This is a genomic window from Nocardioides sp. JCM 18998 (genome assembly GCF_055391535.1).
This window is the reverse complement of sequence record NZ_AP043886.1, coordinates 2,533,918-2,557,430: the sequence shown is the minus strand read 5'-3', so window position 1 is coordinate 2,557,430 and position 23,513 is coordinate 2,533,918. Positions and strand designations below refer to the sequence as shown.

The 23,513-nt window shown below is 71.8% G+C and carries 20 protein-coding genes and 1 riboswitch; of the genes, 10 read left to right on the top strand and 10 right to left on the bottom strand.

From position 1 onward, the window contains the following. Positions 1-10 precede the first annotated feature (10 nt). From ACZ5L9_RS11985 to gatC, 5 genes are all read right to left on the bottom strand, one after another. A complete protein-coding gene (locus ACZ5L9_RS11985) occupies positions 11-952 on the bottom strand; it encodes a hypothetical protein (protein WP_464527932.1) in 942 nt (313 codons plus the stop codon). Beyond that, positions 952-2,328 (bottom strand): hypothetical protein, encoded by a 1,377-nt coding sequence (locus ACZ5L9_RS11980; protein ID WP_464527931.1) that lies wholly within the window; start codon positions 2,326-2,328, stop codon positions 952-954. Before ACZ5L9_RS11980 ends, ACZ5L9_RS11985 begins: the two co-directional genes overlap by 1 nt. 79 nt (positions 2,329-2,407) lie before the next feature. Continuing rightward, positions 2,408-2,547: riboswitch (cobalamin riboswitch) on the bottom strand. A gap of 132 nt (positions 2,548-2,679) precedes the next feature. Next, complete coding sequence (gene gatB / locus ACZ5L9_RS11975) at positions 2,680-4,197, bottom strand: Asp-tRNA(Asn)/Glu-tRNA(Gln) amidotransferase subunit GatB (protein ID WP_464527930.1); 1,518 nt, start codon at positions 4,195-4,197, stop codon at positions 2,680-2,682. A gap of 2 nt (positions 4,198-4,199) precedes the next feature. Continuing rightward, positions 4,200-5,714, bottom strand: coding sequence for an Asp-tRNA(Asn)/Glu-tRNA(Gln) amidotransferase subunit GatA (gatA, locus tag ACZ5L9_RS11970; protein WP_464527929.1), 1,515 nt, complete (start codon positions 5,712-5,714; stop codon positions 4,200-4,202). Positions 5,715-5,766: 52 nt separating this feature from the next. Then, positions 5,767-6,066: an Asp-tRNA(Asn)/Glu-tRNA(Gln) amidotransferase subunit GatC gene (gene gatC / locus ACZ5L9_RS11965; protein ID WP_225286388.1), complete on the bottom strand. Its 300-nt coding sequence runs from the start codon at positions 6,064-6,066 to the stop codon at positions 5,767-5,769. A 158-nt stretch (positions 6,067-6,224) separates the two neighbouring features. On the opposite strand from gatC, the gene ACZ5L9_RS11960 reads away from it, so the two are divergent. The 5 genes from ACZ5L9_RS11960 (at position 6,225) to ACZ5L9_RS11940 (ending at position 11,843) form a co-directional block, all read left to right on the top strand. Continuing rightward, the gene (locus tag ACZ5L9_RS11960) at positions 6,225-9,092 is read left to right on the top strand and encodes an FAD/NAD(P)-binding protein (protein WP_464527928.1); all 2,868 of its coding nucleotides are present in this window, start codon (positions 6,225-6,227) and stop codon (positions 9,090-9,092) included. 9 nt (positions 9,093-9,101) lie between these two features. Next, complete coding sequence (locus tag ACZ5L9_RS11955) at positions 9,102-9,623, top strand: GNAT family N-acetyltransferase (RefSeq protein WP_464527927.1); 522 nt, start codon at positions 9,102-9,104, stop codon at positions 9,621-9,623. Positions 9,624-9,760: 137 nt separating this feature from the next. Next, positions 9,761-10,279, top strand: coding sequence for a SigE family RNA polymerase sigma factor (locus tag ACZ5L9_RS11950; RefSeq protein WP_464527926.1), 519 nt, complete (start codon positions 9,761-9,763; stop codon positions 10,277-10,279). Continuing rightward, the gene (locus ACZ5L9_RS11945; protein WP_464527924.1) at positions 10,272-11,411 is read left to right on the top strand and encodes a hypothetical protein; all 1,140 of its coding nucleotides are present in this window, start codon (positions 10,272-10,274) and stop codon (positions 11,409-11,411) included. Before ACZ5L9_RS11950 ends, ACZ5L9_RS11945 begins: the two co-directional genes overlap by 8 nt. A 123-nt stretch (positions 11,412-11,534) precedes the next feature. Further along, positions 11,535-11,843: a hypothetical protein gene (locus ACZ5L9_RS11940; protein WP_464527922.1), complete on the top strand. Its 309-nt coding sequence runs from the start codon at positions 11,535-11,537 to the stop codon at positions 11,841-11,843. A gap of 82 nt (positions 11,844-11,925) precedes the next feature. On the opposite strand, the gene ligA is transcribed toward ACZ5L9_RS11940, so the two are convergent. Further along, positions 11,926-14,130, bottom strand: coding sequence for an NAD-dependent DNA ligase LigA (gene ligA / locus ACZ5L9_RS11935; RefSeq protein ID WP_464527919.1), 2,205 nt, complete (start codon positions 14,128-14,130; stop codon positions 11,926-11,928). Between the two features lie 191 nt (positions 14,131-14,321). Between ligA and ACZ5L9_RS11930 the strand changes: the two genes are divergently transcribed. The 4 genes from ACZ5L9_RS11930 (at position 14,322) to ACZ5L9_RS11915 (ending at position 18,472) form a co-directional block, all read left to right on the top strand. Continuing rightward, positions 14,322-14,921 carry a TetR/AcrR family transcriptional regulator gene (locus ACZ5L9_RS11930; RefSeq protein WP_464527916.1) on the top strand — a complete coding sequence of 200 codons (600 nt, stop codon included), beginning with the start codon at positions 14,322-14,324 and terminating at the stop codon, positions 14,919-14,921. A 1-nt stretch (position 14,922) separates the two neighbouring features. After that, entirely contained in the window at positions 14,923-16,491 is a 1,569-nt protein-coding gene (locus ACZ5L9_RS11925; RefSeq protein WP_464527914.1) for an MFS transporter, read from the top strand. A 206-nt stretch (positions 16,492-16,697) separates the two neighbouring features. Next, positions 16,698-17,243 (top strand): PAS domain-containing protein, encoded by a 546-nt coding sequence (locus ACZ5L9_RS11920; protein WP_464527913.1) that lies wholly within the window; start codon positions 16,698-16,700, stop codon positions 17,241-17,243. Then, positions 17,240-18,472, top strand: coding sequence for a methyl-accepting chemotaxis protein (locus tag ACZ5L9_RS11915; protein ID WP_464527912.1), 1,233 nt, complete (start codon positions 17,240-17,242; stop codon positions 18,470-18,472). Before ACZ5L9_RS11920 ends, ACZ5L9_RS11915 begins: the two co-directional genes overlap by 4 nt. Before the next feature lie 11 nt (positions 18,473-18,483). Here ACZ5L9_RS11915 and ACZ5L9_RS11910 read toward each other — a convergent pair whose 3' ends face one another. From ACZ5L9_RS11910 to ACZ5L9_RS11895, 4 genes are read right to left on the bottom strand one after another with little or no spacing between them, the layout of a single operon-like run. After that, positions 18,484-19,023, bottom strand: a complete 540-nt coding sequence (locus tag ACZ5L9_RS11910) for a type 1 glutamine amidotransferase domain-containing protein (RefSeq protein WP_464527910.1) — start codon at positions 19,021-19,023, stop codon at positions 18,484-18,486. A 54-nt stretch (positions 19,024-19,077) separates the two neighbouring features. After that, positions 19,078-20,160: a uroporphyrinogen decarboxylase/cobalamine-independent methonine synthase family protein gene (locus ACZ5L9_RS11905; RefSeq protein ID WP_464527908.1), complete on the bottom strand. Its 1,083-nt coding sequence runs from the start codon at positions 20,158-20,160 to the stop codon at positions 19,078-19,080. A gap of 57 nt (positions 20,161-20,217) precedes the next feature. Beyond that, on the bottom strand, positions 20,218-21,345 hold the full coding sequence (gene mnmA / locus ACZ5L9_RS11900) for a tRNA 2-thiouridine(34) synthase MnmA (protein WP_464527906.1): 1,128 nt from the start codon (positions 21,343-21,345) through the stop codon (positions 20,218-20,220). A gap of 4 nt (positions 21,346-21,349) precedes the next feature. Beyond that, positions 21,350-22,546 (bottom strand): cysteine desulfurase family protein, encoded by a 1,197-nt coding sequence (locus ACZ5L9_RS11895; protein ID WP_464527903.1) that lies wholly within the window; start codon positions 22,544-22,546, stop codon positions 21,350-21,352. A gap of 74 nt (positions 22,547-22,620) precedes the next feature. Here ACZ5L9_RS11895 and ppk2 point away from each other — a divergent pair, with 74 nt between their 5' ends. Then, the gene (gene ppk2, locus ACZ5L9_RS11890) at positions 22,621-23,511 is read left to right on the top strand and encodes a polyphosphate kinase 2 (RefSeq protein ID WP_464527901.1); all 891 of its coding nucleotides are present in this window, start codon (positions 22,621-22,623) and stop codon (positions 23,509-23,511) included. Positions 23,512-23,513 lie beyond the last annotated feature (2 nt).

Genomic DNA, 23,513 nt, shown 5'->3' with positions numbered 1-23,513 from the left:
GTCGTACCGGTCAGCGCATCCGGCGACGAGCCAGCGTGATCCCACCAGCAGCGACCGCGAGCGCGGCGATGATGGCGGGCGCGACCCAACCCGGCAGGCCCGAGTCTGCAGAAGATCCCACCGAGTTTGCACCTGTGAGCGTCGAGTCTGCAGGAACGGACGGGGTCGGAGTCGGCGTGGCCGAGCCCACCGCAGCGCTCGCCGAGACAGAGGCGGAGGCCGTCACGCTCGCGGCGTGCTTCGTGCGCTTGGCGGCCGGCGTGGAAGCGCCCGCGCTCGGCGTGGCCGTGGCCGACGCCGTGGGGTCGGAGGTGGTCGTCGGGACGACCGTCTGCTGGGCCGTCTGCTGGGCCGTCTGTTGGGCCTTCTGCGTGACCTTGGCCGGGCGAGCCGGCGTGGACTGGGCCTGGGTGGACTGGGCCTTGGTGGACGGCTTCGCCTTCGCGGAAGTGTCAGGTGTGGTGGGGGCAGCCGCGTGCGCTGCCGGGGCGATGCTCGGCAGGTTCCTGGCGCTCTGCCCCTGCCAGGACCAGGCGACCGAGCCGCCGGCCGGGATCTTCAGCGAGCCGGCGCCGAGGCTGGCGTACACCCAGCCGGTGGTGCCGTCGGACCACCACAGGCTCCAGTAGGCGGTGGCGGGCGGGTCGTTGCGGCACGGGTCGCTGGCGGGCACGCCGTTGACCCGGCAGACCATCCCGCCGTTGACTGCGTAGCTCTGGTGGAACCCGGACTCCTCGAAGATCGCGCTCGCGGTCCGGCCGGCGCCGGAGGCATCGCAGACCTCCTGAGCCCCGCCGCCGAGCTGCTGCGGGTCGACCACCACGGTGACGCCCCGGGCGTCACCGCAGGCCGCGGCCGACGCCGGCGCAGCGGCGGGTACGGCGATCGCCGCCACGGCCAGCCCTGTTGCCAGGACAGCCGCGGCGACGACCGATCGCAGGGTGGAGAGCATCAGCGCTTCGCGGCCTTGAGCACGAGGGTCTTGCTGAACGGCGCGACCGTGCTGGAGCCCTTGAACCAGATCGTGGCGCGGACCTTCTTCTTGCCGCGGAAGACCTTCGCGGACTTCAGGCTGAGAACGCCCTTGCGGACCTTGGCGGTCAGCTTCTTCTTGCCGACCTTGACGGTGACCTTCCCGGTGAACGGCTTGCCACCGACGGTGACCTTCACGCCGACCGTGCCGTGGTGGGCGCTCTTGGCCGGCTTGGCGGCGATCTTGGTGACCGGCAGATACGCGAGCGAGGGCAGTGCCTGCGCCGTGGCCGTACGCCACTGGCCGATCACGGTGTCGTCGATGCCCTTGGCGGTGACGGCCTTGAGTGCGGCATCGTCGTACGCGACGGCCCCGGCGTCGGGACCGCTGTGCACCTGGTGGCGGTAGACCCAGCTCGCCGCCTTCGCGGCAGCGGGCTTGTCACCCGCGGCACCGAGCGCCCAGCCCGCGAGGCCGGTGCTGTCGGCGTTCGAGGTGGCGGTGCTGATGCCGCCGATGAACGACCCGTCCGACTTCTGGGCGGCCTCGAGCCAGCCGAGCGCCTTGGCGATCGCGGCGGACACGGCCGGCGTCGAGCGCTGGTCGAGCAGGTTGAGGATGGCGTACGCGGTCACGTCGGTGTCGGCCGTCGCGGCAGAGTCGGTGTCGCAGGCGGCGTCCGACTGCGCGTGCAGCGGGTAGTCGTCGGGACCCGTCGCGGCGGGGGTGACATCGGTGAAGTAGAGCCGGAACCAACCGGCCTTGCACTGCTGGGTGAGCAGGAAGCTGGTGGCCGCGGCGGCCTTGCTGCTCCCCGCGGCGTGCAGCGCCTCGGCGGCGAACGACTGACCGATGGTGTTCGCGTAGTCACCGTACGCCGAGCTGTCCTGGATGCGGCCGGTCGCGGTGACCATCGACTCCAGGTCGGCGAGAAGGTTGTGCGACGCGAGCGTGCTGGACCGGCCGAGGTGCTGCTGGAACGCGAGCGCCTTGGCGGTCGGGCCGGCGTAGTGCTCGCCGCCGGTGCCGACGTAGGAGTCGGCGTTGGCCGGCACCGCGAGGGTGTTGCCGGCCTTGAGCACCGCGGCGCTCTTGCCCGCGGCGCGCGCGGCGTAGCCGGCGTCGATCACCGAGCCCATGTCCGGGTAGAAGGTGCCGTCGTAGGTCGAGCCCCAGGCGCCGGCGGCGAGCTCGGTGGCGAGCCACGAGCCTCCCGCCGTGAGCGAGGCGGCGGTGGAGGCGACGGCGGCCACCGTCGGGGCCTTCGCCTGGGCCGAGCCGGCCGGAAGAGTAAGGGCGCCCGCGGCGAGCGCCGCGGCGGCCAGGGCGCTGGAGCGCCGGACGAGCTTGTGCATGGGTCCTTCCCGCTGCTAGCGACGGGTGGACCGGGTCCGAGGACCGGGAGCCGACCCGCTGCGTACCTCGGCAGCGTTGTGGTCAAGACGCGTCGTGGCAGGTGCTCCGGCTCCCCCAAGGGGTCACGGTTGCGGGTCAGCGCCGGAGTCTCACCGGCTTCCCCCGCTACGGGCGTGTATGGAATTTGAGTACGGCGCAGCCTAACGCGGCCGGTGCCGAGTCACGACCTCAGGAGCGTGGGTGGGCCCACGGCTGGTCCGTCGAGGTATGCAGAGGAACCCGCACTTCCCGGGTGGAACTCACCGTGGGAAGTGCGGGTTCGGCTACATACCTTGCTGGACCGACCGCCGTCAGCTGAGCTTCTCGACGATCAGCTGCTGCACCCGGGCGGCGTCGGCCTGGCCGCGGGTCGCCTTCATCACCGCGCCGACGATGGCGCCGGCCGCCTTGTGGTTGCCGCCGCGGATCTTGTCGGCGATGTCGGGCTGGGCGGCGAGCGCCTCCTCGATGGCGGCCAGCAGCGGGCCGTCGTCGGAGACGAGCGCGAGGCCGCGCTTCTCGATGATCTCGGCGGCCGTGCCCTCGCCGGCGAAGAGGCCGTCGAAGACCTGGCGCGCGAGCTTGTCGTTGAGGGTGCCCTCGTCGATCAGCTTCTGCACCTCGGCGACCTGAGCCGGGGAGACGCCGGCCGCTGACAGCTCGACGCCGGCCTCGTTGGCGCGGCGCGAGATCTCCGAGAGCCACCACTTGCGGGCGGCCTGCGGAGCCGCGCCGGCCGCGACGGTCTCCTCGATGAGGTCGATCGCGTCGGCGTTGATCGCGTCGCGCATCTCCAGGTCGGTGAAGCCCCAGTCGGCCTGCAGGCGGGTACGGCGCTCGGCCGGGTTCTCCGGCAGGGTCCCCCGCAGCTCCTCGACCCACTCGCGCGACGGCGCGACCGGGACCAGGTCGGGCTCCGGGAAGTAGCGGTAGTCCTCGGCGTCCGACTTCTCCCGGCCCGACGAGGTGGTGCCGTCGGCCTCGTGGAAGTGACGGGTCTCCTGCAGCACCGAGCCGCCGCCGAGCAGGATGCCGGCGTGGCGTGACATCTCGAAGCGCACCGCGCGCTCCACCGAGCGCAGCGAGTTGACGTTCTTGGTCTCCGAGCGGGTGCCGAGTTTCCCAGCGTTCTCCGGGCCCTTCGGGGCCAGCGACAGGTTGACGTCGCAGCGCATCGAGCCCTGGTCCATCCGGACGTCGGAGACGCCGAGCGCCTTGATCAGGTCGCGCAGCGCGGAGACGTACGCCTTGGCCACCAGCGGCGCCTTCGCACCCGTGTTCAGGATCGGCTTGGTGACGATCTCGATCAGCGGGATGCCGGCGCGGTTGTAGTCGATCAGCGAGTAGTCGGCACCGTGGATGCGACCCGTCGCGCCGCCCACGTGGGTGGCCTTGCCGGTGTCCTCCTCCATGTGCGCGCGCTCGATCTCGATCCTGTGAATCGAGGTCTCACCCGCCTCATCCCGCACTTCCACGTCGAGGTAGCCCTCGAACGCGATCGGCTCGTCGTACTGGCTGGTCTGGAAGTTCTTCGGCATGTCCGGGTAGAAGTAGTTCTTCCGCGCGAAGCGGCACCACTGTGCGATCTCGCAGTTGAGCGCGAGACCGATCCGGATCGCCGACTCGACCGCCTTGGCGTTAACGACCGGCATGGCGCCGGGCAGGCCGAGGCAGGTCGGGCAGACCTGGGTGTTGGGCTCCCCGCCGAAGGCGGTCGGGCAGCCGCAGAACATCTTGGTGTTCGTATTGAGCTCGACGTGGACCTCGAGGCCCATCGCGGGGTCGAAGCTCTCGAGCACCTCGTCGAAGTCGATCAGGACGTCACTCATGGTCAGTTGGCTCCCTTCGGGGCGTACGCCGGGGGAACGATGGGGCCGCCCCAGCGCTCGAACAGCGCGCTCTCCAGGGCCGCTCCGACCCGGTAGAGGCGGGCGTCCTCGAGCACCGGCGCGAGGAACTGGATGCCGGTCGGCAGCCCGTCGGCGGACGAGACGCCGGACGGGATCGAGATGCCCGGCACGCCGGCGAGGTTCGCCGGGATGGTGGCAAGGTCCTGCAGGTACATCGCCAGCGGGTCGTCGGCCTTCTCACCGATCGGCCACGCGGTGCTCGGCGCCGTCGGCGAGACCAACACGTCGACCTGCTCGAACGCCTTCTTGAAGTCCTCGATGATCAGCGTGCGGATCTTCTGGGCCTGGCCGTAGAAGGCGTCGTAGTAGCCGCTCGAGAGGGCGTACGTGCCGATGATGATGCGGCGCTTGACCTCGTTGCCGAAGCCGGCGTCGCGCGAGACCTTCATGACCTCCTCGGCGCTCGGCGAGCCCTCCGGGGTGACCCGCAGGCCGTACCGCATCGCGTCGAACTTCGCGAGGTTGGAGGAGCACTCCGCCGGGAGGATCAGGTAATAGGCGGCCATCGCGTGCACGAAGCTGGGCAGCGAGACCTCCCTGATGTCAGCACCGAGGTCCCGCAGGATCGCGATCGACTCGTCGAAGCGCTCGACGACGTCGGTGTTCCACGCGTCGCCCTGCAGCTCCTTGACGATCCCGACCTTCAGGCCGGACAGGTCGCGTCCGGCACCGGCACGGGCGGCGTCGGCGAGACCGGTGACCGGGTTCGGGACCGAGGTCGAGTCACGCGGGTCGTGGCCGCCGATCAGCTCGTGCAGCAGCGCCGAGTCGAGGACCGTGCGGGTGCAGGGGCCGAGCTGGTCGAGCGAGTTGGCCAGCGCGATCACGCCATAGCGGCTCACGGAGCCGTAGGTGGGCTTCACGCCGACAGTGCCGGTCATGGCGCCGGGCTGGCGGATCGAGCCGCCGGTGTCGGAGCCGATCGCGAGCGGGGCCTGGAAGGCGCCGACCGCCGCGGCCGAGCCGCCGCCGGAGCCGCCCGGGATCCGGTCGAGGCCCCACGGGTTCCTCGTCGGGCCGTACGCGCTGTTCTCGGTGCTCGAGCCCATGGCGAACTCGTCCATGTTGGTCTTGCCCAAGATGGGCAACCCGGCAGCCCGAAGCTTGGCGGTCACGGTGCCGTCGTACGGCGGCACCCAGCCCTCGAGGATCTTGGAGCCGGCCGTGGTCGGCAGGCCCTCGGTGGCCAGCACGTCCTTGATCGCGATCGGGACGCCGTCGAGCTCGTGCAGCGGCTGGCCCGCGGCGCGACGCGCGTCGGAGGCCGCCGCCTGGGCGAGCGCGCCCTCGGCGTCGACGTGCAGGAAGGCGTGGAGGTCACCGTCGGTGGCGGCGATCTGGTCGAGGTGCGCCTGGGTCAGCTCGACCGAGGTCACCTCGCCGGCGGCGAGGGCGGCGGCCTGCTCGGCGGCGCTCTTGTGGATCCAGCTGCTCATCGGGCCACCTCGGTCGCTCGCTCGTTCCTCGCTCGGCTCCGTCGACGGCCGGTCACTGCTCGTCCCCCAGGATCCGCGGGACGGAGAACTTGTCGTCCTCCTGCGCCGGCGCGGCGGCGAGCGCCTGCTGCGGCGTCAGGCCCGGCACCACGACGTCCTCGCGGAAGACGTTGGTCATCGGGATGGGGTGGGACGTCGCGGGCACATCGGGGCCGGCCACGCCCTGGATCGAGGCGACCGACTCGAGGATCACGTTGAGCTGCGGAGCGAGGTGCTCCAGCTCGGCGTCGCTCAGGTCGATCCGGGCGAGGTCGGCCAGGTGGCGCACCTCGTCACGGGAGAGTTCAGGCATGAGCAGGAGTCTAGGCGAGTACGGGAGGTCGACGACGCGGGTGCCCCTCCGCGCTCGTGGGAGCGCCGCCGGGCGCGCCGGACCGCGTGGATGTCACTCTTCCGCCCACTAGGTGGATATAGTCGTGTGACTTACTCGACTTACTGGGAGGGTGACCCATGGCCCGAGCGACCGGCACACACAAGCAACGCATCGTCATCGTCGGCGCGGGGGCGGCAGGTGCGCTGAGCGCCCTGCACCTGACGCGCGAGGCGGGCCGGCGCTCCACCGCCGTCGAGATCGTGCTCGTCGACCCGGCGGACCGCTGGGCCCGCGGCACCGCGTTCGGCACCACCGACGACCAGCACCTGCTCAACGTGCCCGCGTCCGGGATGAGCGCGCTGCCCGAGGACCCGACCCACTTCGTCGCCTGGCGTCGCCGCAACGGCGGCTCGCCGGACGGCTACGTCTTCGCCCCGCGTCGGGAGTGGGCGCGCTACCTCGACGAGACCCTCTCCGAGGCCGTACGCCAGGCGGGCGGCGAGGTCACCGTGGAGCACCGCCGCAGCCGTGCCGTGGCCGTACGTCGTGACACCTGCGGGGCCGCCGTCACCACCTCGGACGGCCAGGAGATCCCCTGTCAGGCCGTCATCGTCGCCACCGGCCTCCCCGCGGCGGGCCATCACTGGGCGCCCCAGGAGCTGGCCGCATCGCCCTTCTTCGTCGGCGACCCCTGGGCGCCGGGCGCCATCGACGTCGTCCGCCGCGACCGCACCGGTCCCGCCGACGTGCTCCTCGTCGGCGCCGGGCTGACCATGGTCGACCTCGTCCTCAGTCTCACCGGCCCCGACGTCCGCGAGGACCGGACCCTGCATGCGGTCTCCCGATCCGGCCGCCTCCCCCACGCCCACGCCCCCGCGCTGAAGCCGGCCGCGATCCCGGACGTCACGGACTGGGGAGACACCCTCGCCGACATCCGCGAGCGGACCCGCGAGCACCTCCACGGCGTGTGGCAGAGCAGCGGCGACTGGCGACCGGCCGTCGACGGCCTGCGCTTCCAGCTCTCCACCCTGTGGGGCCGGCTCGACGAGGCGGACCGGGCCGCGTTCCTCCGCGCCGACGCCGGCGAGTGGAACGTCGTCCGGCACCGGATGGCGCCGTCCAGCGACGTCGTGATCCGCGAGCTCACCCGCGCCGGGCGCCTCGACCAGCTGACCGGCGAGGTCAGCAGCGCCGAGCCGCTGCCGCGCGGCGGCCTCCGGGTCACCCTCACCGACGGCCGGGTCCTCGACGTGGGCTGGGTGGTCAACTGCACCGGTCCGCGGCTCGACATCAGCACCCTGGGCAATCCGCTCCTGGACGACCTCCTGCGCGATCGCAAGGGGGGTGCGCTCGCCACCCTCGCCTCCGCGGGCATGGGCGTACGGACCGACCACGGCCGACTCGTCGACGAGCTCGGCTCGACCGCCGCCCCGCTGTGGACGCTCGGCGCGCTGCGCAAGGGCGAGCTGTGGGAGTCGACCGCCGTGCCGGAGATCCGCACCCAGGCCCTGGCCCTGGCCACCGCTGTCCTCGACACGGTCGCGCCGCTCCCCCGCCGTCTCGCCGACGGCACCGTCGTCCCCGGCAACCACCCGGCCGCCCGGCCGCGCGACCCGCTCGGCCTGCCGCTGTCGACGACGGCGGAGGCGGCGGCCGCCTACAACGCCGGCCTGGAGCGGGTGATGCGACTGCAGTCCGGAGGCGAGGACCTGATCCGCGAGGCGACCCGCCTCGACCCGGACTTCGCGATCGCCCACGCGGCCCTGGCGATGCTCGGGCACGAGGCCGGCGCCGACGCCGACGTGAAGGCCTCCCTCGCGGCCGCCCAGCGGGCGGCGCGGCGACGAGGCGACGACCGGGAGCGCAGCTTCGTCGAGGTCGTCGCCCAGCGGGTGCGCGACGCCCGGCACGAAGGTGCGCTCGCCCTGCGGAGCCACATCGCCGAGCACCCGCGCGACGTCCTCGCGGTCTCGGCGGCGGTGCCGACGATCGCCTTCTCCGGCCTGATCGACGTCCAGCAGGAGGCGTGGGAGCTGGTCGAGCAGCTCGCGCCCGCCTACGGCGACCACTGGTGGTACATCTCGCTGCTCGCCTTCATCCGCCAGGACCAGGGCCGGTACGAGGAGGCCGGGCTGCTCGCGGAGAGCGCGCTCTCCTGCGAGCCGTCCTCGGGCCACGCCGTCCACGCGCTGACCCACGTGTTCTACGAGACCGGGCAGCACGAGACCGGCCGGGAGTGGCTCGACCACTGGGTCGCGGCCAGCGGCCGCTCCGCCAGCCACCGGGCGCACTTCTCCTGGCACGCCGCATTGCACGAGCTCGCGCTCGGCGACACCGAGGCCGTCCGCGCCCGCTACTACTCGCAGCTGGCGCCGCCGGCGGTGACCGGCGTGCGCGCGCTCGTCGACTCCGCCTCGCTGCTGTGGCGCTGGCGGATCACCCTTCCCGCCTGGGACCCGGCCGAGTCCGACCCGCCGCCCATCGAGCCGGTGCTCGCGGCGGTCGGCGCGGAGCTGCTCGACCGGCCGGGCACGCCGTTCATCGCGTTGCACGCAGCGCTCGCGATCGCCGCGACCGGCGACCACGACCGGCTCGTCCGGCTGGCCGGGTGGTGTCGCGATGCCGCCGAGGCACCGACCCGCGAGGTCGTCGCGCCCATCGTCGACGCGCTCGTCGCGACCACCGAGGATCGCTGGGACGACGCCGCCGGGATCCTCGGCGAGGTGCTGCCCCGGCTGGTCACGGTGGGCGGCTCGGCCGCCCAGCGCGAGGTGATCGAGGAGTCGCTGCTGCTGTGCGAGCAGCGGTCGGGACGTACGGCCGAGGCCCGCGCCCTGCTCGAGGGCCGGCTCACGCGGCGCTCGTGCAAGCTCGACGCCGACCGGGCGCGGCTCCTGCTCCCGGGCTCGACGCTCGAGACCGCCCCGGCGCTCGATACGGCGCTCGACGCGGTCGAGGCGGTCGAGGCGGAAACCCCGAGGCGCACGGGCGTCGCCCACCCCTAGGGTCGGGCCATGACTCGGCTGATCCTTCCCGACCTGACCCGCTTCGAGGACTGGCGCTCGCTCTGCGCCGAGCTGATGACCGAGACCGACATGCCCCACGGGAGCGGGCTGTGGGAGGTCGAGGCCGGGATCACCGAGGAGGGTCTGACCCAGCACGTCATCGCCTCGACCCGCTTCATGGACACCTCCCGGCCGGTGCCCGACGGCAAGGTGCACGCCACCCAGTTCTGGATCACCGACGACGAGGGCGCCCTGGTCGGCTTCCTCCACATGCGGCACACCCTCAACGAGTTCCTGCTCGACCGCGGCGGCCACATCGGGTACGGCGTCCGACCCTCCCGTCGTCGCGAGGGGCACGCGGGCCGGGCGCTCGGGCTCGGCCTCGACGCGCTGCGGGACCTGGGCGTCGAGCGGGCCCTGGTCACCTGCGACGACGACAACGAGGCCTCGGCGCGCACCATCGAGTCGCACGGCGGCGTGATGGAGGACGTCCGCGACGGCACCCGCCGCTACTGGATCGCGCTCGACTGACCCGCCGCACAGGTGGCGGCTTCGACCTCCTCCGGCGCCTCCTGCAGGTCGTCTCGCGGCACGTGTGCAGGATTCGCGACCAACCGAACCCGACCCCGCCGCATCTGTCATGGTGACCACCGAGACAGGGAGTGTGGATGAGCCGCAGACCCACCGACGAGCAGTTCAGCGCGTTCGTCGACGACGCCTGGAGACCGCTGTACCGGACGGCGTACCTCCTCCTCGGCGAGCACGCCGCGGCCGAGGACCTGACCCAGACGGCGCTGACGAAGACCTACGTCGCCTGGCCTCGCATCCGGGAGGCGGCGGCCGCCCACGGCTACGCCCGTACGACGCTTCTCAACGAGGCCCGCACACTGTTCCGCAAGGCGTCGTGGCGGCGGGAGATCGCCTCGGACGACCTGCCCGAACCGCGTCCGACACCGGGCGCCGATCCGTCCGATCGACCGACCGTCCTCGACGCGATGCGGGCACTGCCGCCACGCCAGCGCGCCGTCGTCGCTCTGCGCTTCTACGAGGACCTGAGCGTGGAGCAGACCGCAGCGCTGCTCGACTGCACCGCCGGCACGGTCAAGAGCCAGACCTCCGCCGCCCTGACCAAGCTGCGCCGCCTCCTGGGCGACGCCGTCCTGCCCGAAGGAGCCCTCCATGACTGAGCACCTGAGCATGCTGCTGCACGACGAGGCCGACTCACTGACCATCCCGTCGCCGCCGGCCGCCACCGTCCTGGCCAGGGGCCGCAAGCGCGTACGCCGCCGTCGGACCGCCCTCGTCTCGGCCGCGGCCGTCGCGATCATCGCGGCCGGCTCACTGGCCCAGCTCACCCACGGCCACGACCAGGCTGCGGTGGTGCTCGACCCGGCGACAGCGCCCGTCACCAGCGAGTGGGCGGTGGCGCAGGGCTCGACGATCCACCTCGGCACGGGCGCCAGCGCGACGGTCCCCGGCCAGGTGAAGGCGATGTACTACACCTCGGCCGGCACCCTCGTGAGGGTCGGCGCGTCTCCCTACACCGACGCCCCGGACTCCAACTACTGGCTGGCGCGCCCCGACGGCACCCTCACCGACTTCAAGCTCAGCCTCGGCGACCGCGTACCCGGGACCGACCCGACCCTGCCCTACCTCGCCTACGCCGACCAGGGCAGCGACGACCGGCACTGGAAGGTCGTGATCCGCGACGTCCGTGACGGCAGCACCGTGCGCGAGATCCCGGTCACGGGAGCCTTCACGTGGGGCGGCTGGGTCGCCCCGCCGGTCTCGCTGAGCGGTGATCACGTCTACGTCGGCGTCGACGGCACCCTGCTGGACGTCGCCTGGCGCACCGGCGCGGTCACGACCACCACGATCCCGACGCACATGCCGGAGGTCAGAGCGGGTCGCGACATCGTCTCGAGCGACGCCGACGGCACGGTCAGCGTCGTCGACCTCCCCAGCGGCCGGGCCGTCAAGACCTACCGCTACGACCCCGAGGCGGGGATGGTCCGGTGGCCACGGCTGTCGACGGACGGCACCCACCTGCTTCTGGCGCCGATGGGGATGTGCGACGAGGACGGCGCGTGCAGCTATGAGGGGCGGAGCACCCGGATCCAGGACCTCGCGAGCGGGGCGACGACGACGGCGAGACTCGCGTACGGCGCGTTCGGCTGGTCGGCGACCGGACGGTTGCTGGTCGTGGACGGCACGAGCGTGAAGTCCTGCGACGCCGACACGATGGTGTGTACGTCCACGCCGGTCACCCTCGACGGCACCGGGCCGATCCGGGTGAGCGGGAACGACAACGAGAGCTAGCCGGACCCGCCGACGCGACTTCCCCGACCGGGCCACGAAACGCGCAGCACGCTGGTGCAGACCAGTCGTCAGTCTTGTGGCCGGGTCGCGGAAGTTGCAGCCAGCGTCGGTCATGCTGGCCCGGTGGACACGGTGACGGCTCGGCGGGTGGCGCTGATCGTGGGAGCGCTGATCGTGATCTGGATCGGCGTCGTGCGCTACCGGACCGGCGACGTCCGAGCATGGCCGTCGGCGACACCGTCCACGCTGCACTTCGACGGCCGCCACTTCCGGCGCGGCCTCGAGCAGCCGGTCCCCGACGTCGACGTCGAGCGCGGGCACACCTGGGGCGGCGGCCAGATCTGGACGACGACCGCAGCCGGACTCCCGACCGTGCTCTGGGTGCGCGACGGTGAGACGTCGTACGCGTACGGGCTCGTGGGCGGCCCCTAGGCGTGCTCGGTCTCCAGCACGAGAAGTGACCTCTCGACCCGCGAGAAGTGACCTCTCGACCGACAAGAAGTGACCTCTCGGCTCAGAGCGCGGCGGGACCGCCCTCGAGCAGCCGAACGAAGCCGGGCTCGTCGAGGATGGTGAGACCGAGCTCCTCGGCCTTCTCGGCCTTCGAGCCCGCGTTCTCGCCGATCACGACGTAGTCCGTCTTCTTGGACACCGAGCCGGCGGCCTTGCCGCCGCGGCTGATGACGGCCTCCTTGGCCGAGTCGCGGGAGAAGCCGTCGAGGGAGCCGGTGACGACGACGGTGAGGCCCTCGAGCGTGCGCTCGACCGACTCGTCGCGCTCGTCGGCCATCACCACCCCGGCGGCGGCCCACTTGTCCACGATCTCGGCGTGCCAGGGCTCGCGGAACCAGGCGATCAGCGAGTCGGCGATGACCCCGCCGACGCCCTCGATCTCGGCGAGCCGGGCTCGCGCCGCGAGCGCACCGGCCGACGCCGACGCGACCGCCTCGCCACCCACCTCGGCCGCCTCGTCAGCATCGGGGTCGACGTCGGCGGCGACCGCCTCGTCGGCGGCCGCGACGACCTCACGCAGCGCCTCCATCGAGCCGAACTCCCCCGCGACCGCGCGCGAGGCGGTCGGGCCGACGTGGCGGATGGAGAGGCCGACCAGCACCCGCCACAGCGGCACCGACTTGCGCTCCTCGAGGTTGGTCAGGAGCTTGAGCGCGGTGGCCGTCAGCTGCGGACCGTCCTCGCCCTTCTTGGGTGCGCGGGTGAACAGGGGCGTACGGGCCAGCGCCTCGGCGTCGAGGGCGAAGATGTCGCCCTCGTTGCGCAGTGCACCCGACTCGAGCAGCGCGACGCAGGCCTCGTAGCCCATCCCCTCGATGTCGAACGAGCCGCGGCCGGCGACGTGGTTGACCCGCTCGGTGACCTGAGCTCGGCAGTACTGGTGGTTAGGGCAGCGCCGGTCCTTGTCGCCGGCCTTCTGCTCCACCAGCTCGGTGCCGCACGCCGGGCATACGGTCGGCGGCTCCCACGCGGCCAGGCCCTCGGGACGCAGCGCCAGCACCGGCCCGAGGATCTCCGGGATGACGTCCCCGGCCTTGCGCAGCACGATCGTGTCGCCGGGGCGGACGTCCTTGCGGGCGACCTCGTAGAAGTTGTGCAGGGTCGCCATCTCGACCGTCGATCCGGCCACCTTGACCGGCTCCATCACCCCGAACGGCGTCACCCGGCCGGTGCGGCCGGTGTTGACCTCGATCGCCAAGAGCTGGGTGGTGACCTCCTCCGGCGGGTACTTGTACGCGATCGCCCAGCGCGGGGCGCGCGACGTGGAGCCGAGGCGGCGCTGCAGCCCGACGTCGTCGACCTTGATCACGACACCGTCGATCTCGTGGGTCAGCACCTCGGGGTCGTGCCGGTGCTCGGCGAAGTACGCGATGAACTCCTCCACGCCGGCCAGGTCGGGCACCACCTTGACCAGCGGCGAGACCGGCAGGCCCCACGACGAGAGCGCGGCGTAGGCCTCGGACTGCGACCCGGCCTCGAAGCCCTCGCGTGCCCCGACGCCGTGGCAGGTCATCCGCAGCCGGCGCGACGCGGTGATCGCGGGATCCTTCTGTCGCAGGGAGCCGGCGGCGGTGTTGCGGGCGTTCGCGTAGAGCGGCTTCCCGGCGGCCTCCTGTTCGGCGTTGATCTCCTCGAACCGCTTGGTCGGCAGGTATACCTCCCCCCTGACCTCGATCAGCGCGGGCACCGGGTGCTGGGCCGATCCGGTCAGCCGCTGCGGGATCCCCTCGATGGTCAGCACGTTGGCGGTGACGTCCTCACCCGTCCGGCCGTCCCCGCGGGTCAGTGCTCGGGTGAGCCGGCCGCCCTCGTAGAGCAGGTTGATCGCCAGGCCGTCGAACTTCACCTCGCACAGCAGCGCCGGCGCCACCCCGGCGTCGCGCACCACGCGCTCGTACCAGGCAGTGGTCTCCTCGGTCGAGAAGGAGTTGTCGAGCGACTCCATCCGCTGGAGGTGGTCGATCGAGGCGAAGGCGGTGCCCTCGTACGCCCCCTTGCCCATCACCCGCTGGGTCGGGCTGTCGGGCGTCACCAGCTCCGGGTACTGCTCCTCGAGATCGCCCAGCCGCCGCAGCAGCACGTCGTAGTCGGCGTCGGACAGAGGCGAGGAGCCGTCGCGGTAGTAGGCGTCCGAGGCCGCCTCGATCTGCCCCGACAGGTCGGCGTGCAGGGCGGCGGGATCCTCGACGGGGCGCTCGGAGGTCATGGATCCCATCTTGCCGTGGACCTCCGACAGCCGCAGGAGCAGGCTGGTGCTCAGGACGCGTCGCCCCGACCCGCTGGTCTAGACCGGATCGCGAATATCGACTAGGTCGGAATGAAACGACGTCGTACCATCTTCCACATGAAACGAAACGGTTTCGTTTCATGTGAACACGACGTAAACAGGAGACACCGGTGAACCTCCCCCGCTCCCTGCGCCGCCCCCGTGTCGAGGGTGACCGCGAGCAGGAGATCTTCCGGACCACGCTCGCGATCCTCGGCGAGGTGGGCTACGACCGGCTGACCATGGATGCCGTGGCCAGCCGGGCGAAGGCGTCCAAGGCCACGCTCTACCGGCGCTGGTCCTCCAAGGCCACCCTCGTCATCGACGCCCTCCACGCCGACAAGTCACACACGGACCTGCCGGACACCGGCAACCTGCGCGACGACCTGACGGCGGCGTTCTGCGGACTGGGTGGCCTGACCGACCCCGAGATGCTGGCCACGATGAGCAGCGTCATCACCGCGATCGGCCGCGACCAGGAGTTCGCGGCCGCATTCCGGGAGCACTTCATCGGCACCAAGCTCGAGGCGAGCCGGACGATCTGGGACCGCGCCCAGGCGCGCGGCGAGCTCCGTCCCGACCTCGACATCGAGCTGATCAGCCATGCGATGCCCGGCATCGTCCTGCACCGCGTCCTCATGCTCGGCGAGCCCGCCACCGAGGAGCTCGTCACGCACGTGATCGACCAGATCATCCTGCCCGCCGCGACATCCACGACCCACAAGGACTGACATGACCACCACCGACGCCACAAGCGTCGAGAAGACCACCGGCAGCAAGCACCTCGGATGGGCACTCGTGCTCATCTGCATCGCCCAGCTGATGGTGGTGCTCGACTCGAGCATCGCGAACATCGCGCTCCCCTTCATCCAGAAGGACCTCGACTTCTCCGCCTCGTCCCTGACCTGGGTCGTGACCGGCTACTCCCTCACCTTCGGTGGCCTGCTGCTCCTCGGCGGCCGCCTGGGAGACCTCTACGGCCGCCGTACGGTCTTCATGATCGGCCTGGTCGCCTTCGCGATCGCCTCCCTCGTCGGAGGCCTCGCGCAGGACGAGGCCATGCTGCTGATCTCGCGCGGCGTCCAGGGCGCCGCTGCCGCGCTCGCCGCGCCGTCGGCCCTCGCGCTGATCACCACCACCTTCCCGGCCGGCCCGTCCCGCAGCCGCGCCTTCGCCGTCTACGCGGCCATGTCGGGTGTCGGCGCGGCCGTCGGCCTCGTCCTCGGCGGCTGGCTGACCGGCCTGAACGGTGTCTTCGGCGTCGACGTCGAGGGCTGGCGCCTGACGTTCCTGATCAACGTCCCGATCGGCATCATCGCCGCGATCCTCGCCCCGATGGTCCTGCCGGACTCCGAGCGTCACACCGGTGACCTCGACGTCCCCGGCGCCATCACCGCCACCGGCGGCCTGCTGGCGATCGTGTACGGCCTCTCCCGCGCCGGCAGCGACGGCTGGACCGACGGCGCGACCCTCGGCTTCCTCATCGGCGGCATCGTCCTGCTCGCGATCTTCGCCGTCATCGAGACCCGGGTGCAGCACCCGCTGCTGCCGTTCCGGATCTTCGCCAACCAGACCCGCGCGTCGTCCTTCGTGGCGATGATGCTGCTGCCGGCCGCGATGTTCGCGATGTTCTTCTACCTGTCGCAGTACACCCAGCTGGTCAAGGGCTTCAGCCCGCTGCACACCGGCGTCTCGTTCCTGCCGTTCTGCTTCGGCATGGTCTTCGCGGCGACGCTCGCCTCGCAGCTGGTCAACCGGATCGACCCGCGCTACATCGCCGGCGTCGGCACCCTGCTGGCTGCGATCGCCCTCTTCGGGTTCTCGCGGATGCCGTACGACACCTCGCTGCCGATCCAGGACGTCCAGGGCAACTACTGGACCCACCTGTTCCCGTGGATGCTGCTGATGTCGATCGGCATGGGCATGACCTTCGTGACGGTCACCCTGACCGCCGTGCACCACCTGCGCCCCGAGGACTCGGGCATCGGCTCCGGCGTCCTCAACACGATGCAGCAGGTCGGCGGCGCGCTGGGCCTGGCGATCCTCTCCTCGGTCGCCACCCACGTGATGACCAACGACACCGCCCGCATCACCAAGGAGGCCGCGGCCGCCGGCGGCGGCAAGCCCGACGCGAACGTGCTGGCCACGATCTACCACCAGATCTTCGCCCACGGCGCGACCACCGCGTTCCTGGTCGGCTCGATCATGGCGATCGTCGGCTCGGCGATCATCTGGCTCTTCCTCAACGTGAAGCACGAGGAGCTCGCCACCGACGGCCCGGAGGGCGTGCACGCGGGCTGAGCCTGCGGTCGTACAGCCTGCACCAACCCACGCCCGAACGGGCCCGGACTCTGCGGAGTCGGGGCCCGTTCGGCGTCTCGTACCCCCGTCATGCCCCACCGGGACCCCGCAGGGACCTTGTGCCCTCAAGCCTCATCCGATCCGGCCGCGGGCCGAAGGAGGGGGCGCACCAGGACGAGGGGAAACAGACGAGGGGAAACAACAGCATGCGCCGTGCCGACGTCACGCCGACCGGGATCGAACGGACCTTCCGCGACGACCAGATCATCGTCTCGAAGACGGATCCGCAAGGACGGCTGACGTACGTCAACCGGCTCTTCGCCGAGATCAGCGCCTTCCGCGAGGAGGAGCTGATCGGGGAGCCGCACAACGTCATCCGCCACCCCGACATGCCCCGCGCCGTCTTCGCGCTGATGTGGGAGCGGATCCGGGCCGGGCAGGAGATCTTCGCGTACGTGATCAACCTGGCCCGCGACGGCGCGCACTACTGGGTGCTCGCCCACGTCACGCCGAGCCTCGACGCGTCCGGCGCGATCATCGGCTACCACTCCAACCGACGCGCCGTCCCGCCGGCGAAGGCCGCTCAGATCGGCGCGCTCTACCGCGAGGTCCGCGCCGCCGAGGCGCCGTACGCGAACGCCCACGAGGCCGTCGCCGCCGGCCGCGCGGTGCTGGAGCGGCACTTCGCACCCGCGTGCGCGGCGTACGACGAGCGGATCTGGTCGGTCATCAACGCGGGGGTGGCGGCATGACCGCGATGGCGAGCCGCCCGGGGCTCGAGCCGGGGCCCGACCTCGAGATCGCGGCGCTGCAGGACCGGATCGCCCGCTACGAGGGTGCCCTCGCCGCCATCGCCGCGCTGTTCGACGGCGCCGCCGCCGGTGACCTCGAGCCGCGGCTGCCCGCCCTGGGTGGGAGCAGCGGCGACCTGATCGCCGTACGGGACAGCGTCAACCACTTCCTCGATCTGACCGACGCCTACGTCCGCGAGTCGCAGGCCTCCCTGCAGGCCGCGAGCGAGCAGCGGTTCCACCGCCGCTTCCTGCCCGAGGGCATGGTCGGCTCCTTCGGCGCCGGTGCGCGCACGATCAACGTCGCGATCGCGGCGATGGCCGGCACCCAGGCCCAGCTGCAGGCCGCGCACGAGGAGCGGCGCCGACTCGCCGACGAGTTCGAGGAGGTCGTGCTCGGCCTCTCCGACCGGGTCTCGGCGGCGGCGGGCGAGGTGCAGGACGCCGCCCACGGCCTGGCCTGCACCGCCGAGCAGACGGCCGTACGGGCCGGTCTGGTCGCCACCGGCTCGGACACCGCCACCCAGGCGGTCACCACCGCGGCCGCGGCCGTGGAGGAGCTGGCCAGCACCGTCGGCGCGATCGCCGAGCAGACCGACGAGTCCAACCGCGCCGGCGAGCAGGCAGTCCAGGACGCCGAGGCGACCCACGGCACCGTCACACTCCTCGCGACCGCCTCGCAGGAGATCGGCGCGATCGTCGGCCTGATCCAACAGGTCGCGAGCCAGACCCGGCTGCTCGCCCTCAACGCGACCATCGAGGCGGCCCGCGCCGGAGAGGTCGGCAAGGGCTTCGCCGTGGTCGCCTCCGAGGTGAAGACGCTGGCCACCCAGACGTCGGAGGCCACCGACCGGATCTCCGAGCAGGTCGGCTCGATCCAGGGCGCGACCGAGGAGGTCGTCAAGGCCATCAACGGCATCACCGGCACGGTCCGGGGCATGGGCACCAACCTGGGGCAGATCGCCCAAGCGGTCTCCGAGCAGCGCCGGGCGACCGGCGAGCTCAGCGAGACCACCACGCGAGCGGCCGGCGCCGTGACGGAGGTCGGCACCGACATCGGCGAGATCGGCAGCGCGACGGAGAGCACCAGCGCGGGCGCGGCCCAGCTGACGTCCTCAGCGCAGGACCTGACCCGGTTGGCGACGGACCTTCGTCGACACGTCGGGACGTTCCTGACGGCGATCCGGTAGCCGGTCGCGGCTCAGGCGGTCACGGCGCTCTCGATCGCCTCGACGAAGGCGTCGAGGTCGTCCGGCTTGCGGCTGGTGATGAGGTTGCCGTCGACCACGACCTCCTCGTCCACCCAGCTCGCACCGGCGTTGCGCAGGTCGTCGGCCAGGCTCGGCCAGCTGGTCAGCGTGCGGTCGCCCGCCCGGCCGGCGGAGACGAGCAGCCAGGGCCCGTGGCAGATCATCGCGAGCGTCTTGCCGGCCTCGTCGAACGCCCTGACCAGCTCCTGAGCGCGCTCGTCCGTCCGGATGCGATCGGCGTTCACCGTGCCGCCCGGCACGACGAGCACGTCCGTACGTGCGACGTCGAGGTCGTCGAAGGTGCCGTCCACGTCGACCTTCTGCGTCGGCTCGGTGTCGCCCTGCGTGGCCTGGATCGGCTCACGTGCGCTCGAGTAGACCCCGACGCTCGCCCCCGCCGCGCGCAGCCGGTCGCGTGGGACGACGAGCTCGGCCTCCTCGAAGAAGTCGGTGGCGATGATCGCGATCCGCTTTCCGGACATGCCGGTCATGGGCTACCTCCTGAGGTTGTCGGTCACTGCCGTCCCCCGGTACCCACCATCCGGTCAGTCGCTCAGCGAGGAGGCGCTGGTGCGCGCCAGCGCCATCGCGCGCCGGCTCCACTCCACCGAGGCGCCGGCCAGGCCACAGGCCGGGGTGATCGCGAGCGAGACCTCGTGCGGATCGAGGCCGACCAGGTCGAGCCAGCGCAGCACCCGCTCGGTGACCTGCTTGTCCGACAGCCGGTCGACCGGGTCCGTCTCGAGCACCGACGGGACGGCGCCGAGCGCCACCGTCTCTCCCGCCTCCAGCGCCTCGGCCAGCTGATCGACGTCGCGGGCGCTCAGCTGGGCCATGTCGACCGCCAGTCCCCTCGCCCCCGCAGACCCTGAGGAGCCTTCGACCGAGGAGCAGGCGTCCCGGAGGGCGCCCCGGACCAGGTCCCACGGCGTGGCCGCGGCGCACGAGTGCACCCACGGCTCGGCACCCTCGCCGGCGATCGCCTCGAGGACCCACGCGAGGCCCTGCGAGGCCTCCGGCAGGTCGATGGAGCGGTGCCGGCCGTAGCCGCTCGCGGTGGGGATCCGAGCGTTGATCACCGCGTCGAGCGCGGGCTCGTCGACCTGTACGACCAGTCGTCCGACGCCAGGGAGTCGGCGGCGCACGTCGCGCAGATGCGTCCGTACGCCCTCCGCCAGCGCCTGCGCGAGCTCGCGGCGTGCGCCGTGGTCGGCGAGGAGGCGGTCACCGCGAGGGCGCTCGACGGTCGAGGCCAGCGTCCACGGGCCGGCGACCTGGATCTTGAAGTCGCCCTCGTACCCCTGTGCCAGCTCCTCGAGCACGTCGAGGTCCTGCGCCAGCAGCGAGCGAGCGCGGCGCTGGTCCACGCCCGGGGAGCCTGCGGAGCCGGTGAGCCGCCAGCCGGCGGGCTGGAGATCGGCGTCGAGTCCCTCGACGACCGCGAGGGCGCGGCCGATCATGTCGGCGCCGACCCCGCGAGCGGGCAGCTCGGGCAGGTGCGGCAGTCCGTGGTCACCCGCCAGCTGGTCGAAGACCGTCTTGACCGCCTCGGCGAGATCGGTGCCGGGCAGCGATCCGATCCCGGTGGCGACGACGCTCATCGGCGCGCCCAGCGGTGGGGGTAACACGATGTCTGCTCGGGTAGCAGCGCGACGCAACGTGCGGTTACTCCAGTGGACATCGTGTTACCCCTCCTGCACGCGCCGGGTCGAGGCGATCGTCGCCGACCCGACGACGCGGCTGCCGTCGTAGATCACCGCGGCCTGGCCGGGGGCGACGCCGTACGCCGGATCGAGCAGCTCGATGGCGACGGTCTCGACCGGCGCGATCTCCGGACCCCGTTCGACGGTGACGACGGCCCGGTGCTCGCCGCCGTGGGCGCGCAGCTGGACCGTGACGCCCTCCCCGGAGAGGTGCTGCGGCGCGACGCCGCACCAGCGCGGTCGGATGCCGGTGATCCGGTCGATCGCGAGATGCTCGCGCGGCCCGACGGTGACGGTGCCGGAGACCGGCTCGATGTCGAGCACGAAGCGCGGCTTGCCGTCGGCCGCAGGGACGCCGAGGCGCAGGCCGCGGCGCTGGCCGATGGTGAAGGCGACGGTGCCGGCGTGCGAGCCGACCACCTCGCCGGCCTCGTCGACGATCGAGCCGCCCTGGTTGGGCTGCCGCTCGCCGAGCTTCTCCTTGAGCCAGCCCGCGTTGTCGCCGTCGGCGACGAAGCAGATGTCGTGCGAGTCGGGCTTGTCCGCGACCAGCAGCCCGCGACGGGCGGCCTCCTCGCGCACCAACGGCTTGGGCGTGTCCGCGAGCGGGAAGAGCGCGTGCCTGAGCTGGTCCTGGGTCAGGACGCCGAGCACGTAGCTCTGGTCCTTGGCGCCGTCGATCGCGCGGTGCAGCTCGACGGACCCGTCGCCGGTCTCGCGCACCTCGGCGTAGTGCCCGGTCACCACGGCGTCGAAGCCGAGCGCCAGCGCACGGTCGAGCACCGCCTCGAACTTGATCTTCTCGTTGCACCGCAGGCACGGGTTGGGCGTACGCCCGGCGGCGTACTCGCTCATGAAGTCCTCGACCACGTCCTCGTGGAACCGCTCGGAGAGGTCCCAGACGTAGAACGGGATGCCGATGACGTCGGCGGCACGGCGGGCGTCGTTGGCGTCCTCGATCGTGCAGCAGCCGCGCGCGCCGGAGCGGTAGGACGCAGGGTTGCGCGAGAGCGCGAGGTGGATGCCGGTGACGTCGTGTCCGGCCTCGACCGCGCGGGCGGCGGCGACGGCCGAGTCGACCCCGCCGGACATGGCGGCGATCACTCTCATCGGCTCACCGCATCCCCGCCGATGTGGCCCGCTCGACGCACGGCCCGATGGCGGCGACCAGTGCGTCGACATCCTCCACGGTCGAGGTGTGCCCGAGGGAGAAGCGCAGGGAGCTGCGCGCCTCGTCCTCGGTGCGCCCCATCGCGAGCAGCACGTGCGAGGGCTGCGGCACGCCTGCGGAGCACGCCGAGCCGGTGGAGCACTCGATGCCCTGGGCGTCGAGCAGCATCAGCAGCGAGTCGCCCTCGCAGCCGGGGAAGGAGAAGTGCGCGTTGCCCGGAAGGCGATGGACCCCGGCCGGATCGGTGGCCGCGCCGTTGAGGACGGCGTCCGGCACCGAGGCGAGGACGCCGGCCACGAGCCGGTCCCGCAGTGCGCCGAGGCGCTGGGCGTACGCGGCCTGCTCCTTCACCGCCAGCTCGATGGCCGCCGCGAACCCGGCGATCGCGGGTACGTCGATGGTGCCGCTGCGCACGTCACGCTCCTGCCCGCCGCCGTGCAGCAGCGCGGTGAGCTCGAGCTCGCGGCGGACCAGCAGGGCGCCGACGCCGTAGGGGCCGCCGAGCTTGTGCCCGGTGAGGGTGAGCCCGTCGACACCGCGTGCCGAGAAGTCCACGGAAACCGCTCCGACGGCCTGGACGGCGTCGGTGTGCACCGGGATGCCGTGCTCGCTCGCGATGTCGACGACCAGGTCGAGGGGCTGCACGGTGCCGACCTCGTTGTTGGCCCACATCACCGACACCAGCGAGACGGTGTCGGGGTCGCGTGCGATCGACTCGCGCAGCGCGCTCACCACGAGGCGGCCGTCGCCGTCGACCGGGAGCAGCTCGACCTCGACGCCTCCGGTCGAGCCGAGCCAGTGGAGCGCATCGAGCACGGCATGGTGCTCGATCGCGGTGGAGAGGATCCGGGTACGACGCGGGTCCTGCGCGACCCGGGCCCAGTGGGTCCCCTTGATCGCCAGGTTGTCGGCCTCCGTGCCACCGGAGGTGAACACCACCTCGCCGGGCCGGCAGCCGAGCGCCTGCGCGATCGTCTCGCGCGACTCCTCCACCACCCGGCGCGCGCGGCGCCCGGAGGCGTGCAGCGACGAGGCGTTGCCCACCTGGAGGAGATGGGCGTTCATCGCCTCGACGGCGGCCGGCACCATCGGCGTGGTGGCAGCATGGTCGAGGTAGACGGTCCGCGGCGCACGATTCATGACGACCCCAGGGTACGGCGCACCCGTGCACGCCCCGTAACCCGGCGTTCAACCTCTGCGCCTAGCCTCGCAGCATGATCGACGACCTGCGCGCCTACATCGATCGCCTCCTGGTGGAGGGCCACACGATCGGTGACGACCACGACGACGACCCGATCCTCATCGATCCGACCGGCAAGGCCGTCGACACGTGGCGGGAGAACTACCCGTACGAGGAGCGTCTGGACCGCGCGGTCTACGACCTGCAGAAGTACGAGCTGCAGGTCGAGCTGATCAAGTTCCAGAACTGGCAGCAACGCACCGGCCACCGCCACATCGTCCTCTTCGAGGGCCGCGACGCGGCCGGCAAGGGCGGCACGATCAAGCGCTTCATGGAGCACCTCAACCCGCGCTACGCGCGCACCGTCGCCCTGGTGAAGCCGAGCGAGCGCGAACAGACGCAGTGGTACTTCCAGCGCTACCTCAACCACCTGCCCGCGGCCGGCGAGCTCGTCCTGTTCGACCGCTCCTGGTACAACCGGGCCGGCGTCGAGCGGGTGATGGGCTTCTGCTCGGACACCGAGTACGACAGGTTCATGGAGCAGGCGCCGAAGCTGGAGAAGATGCTGGTCGACTCAGGCATCGCCGTCACCAAGTTCTGGTTCTCGGTGACCCAGTCCGAGCAGCGCACCCGCTTCATCATCCGGCAGGTCGACCCGGTGCGGCAGTGGAAGCTCTCGCCCATGGACCTCGAGTCGCTGGACCGCTGGGACTCCTACACCGCGGCCAAGGAGGAGATGTTCCTCCAGACGGACACCAAGACGGCGCCGTGGATCACGATCAAGTCCAACGACAAGAAGCGCGCCCGGCTCAATGCGATGCGCTACTTCCTGTCCACCGTCGACTACGACGGCAAGGACGAGTCGGTCGTCGGTGAGCCCGACCCGCTGATCGTCAAGCGCGGCAAGCACGCCATCGGCGACTGATC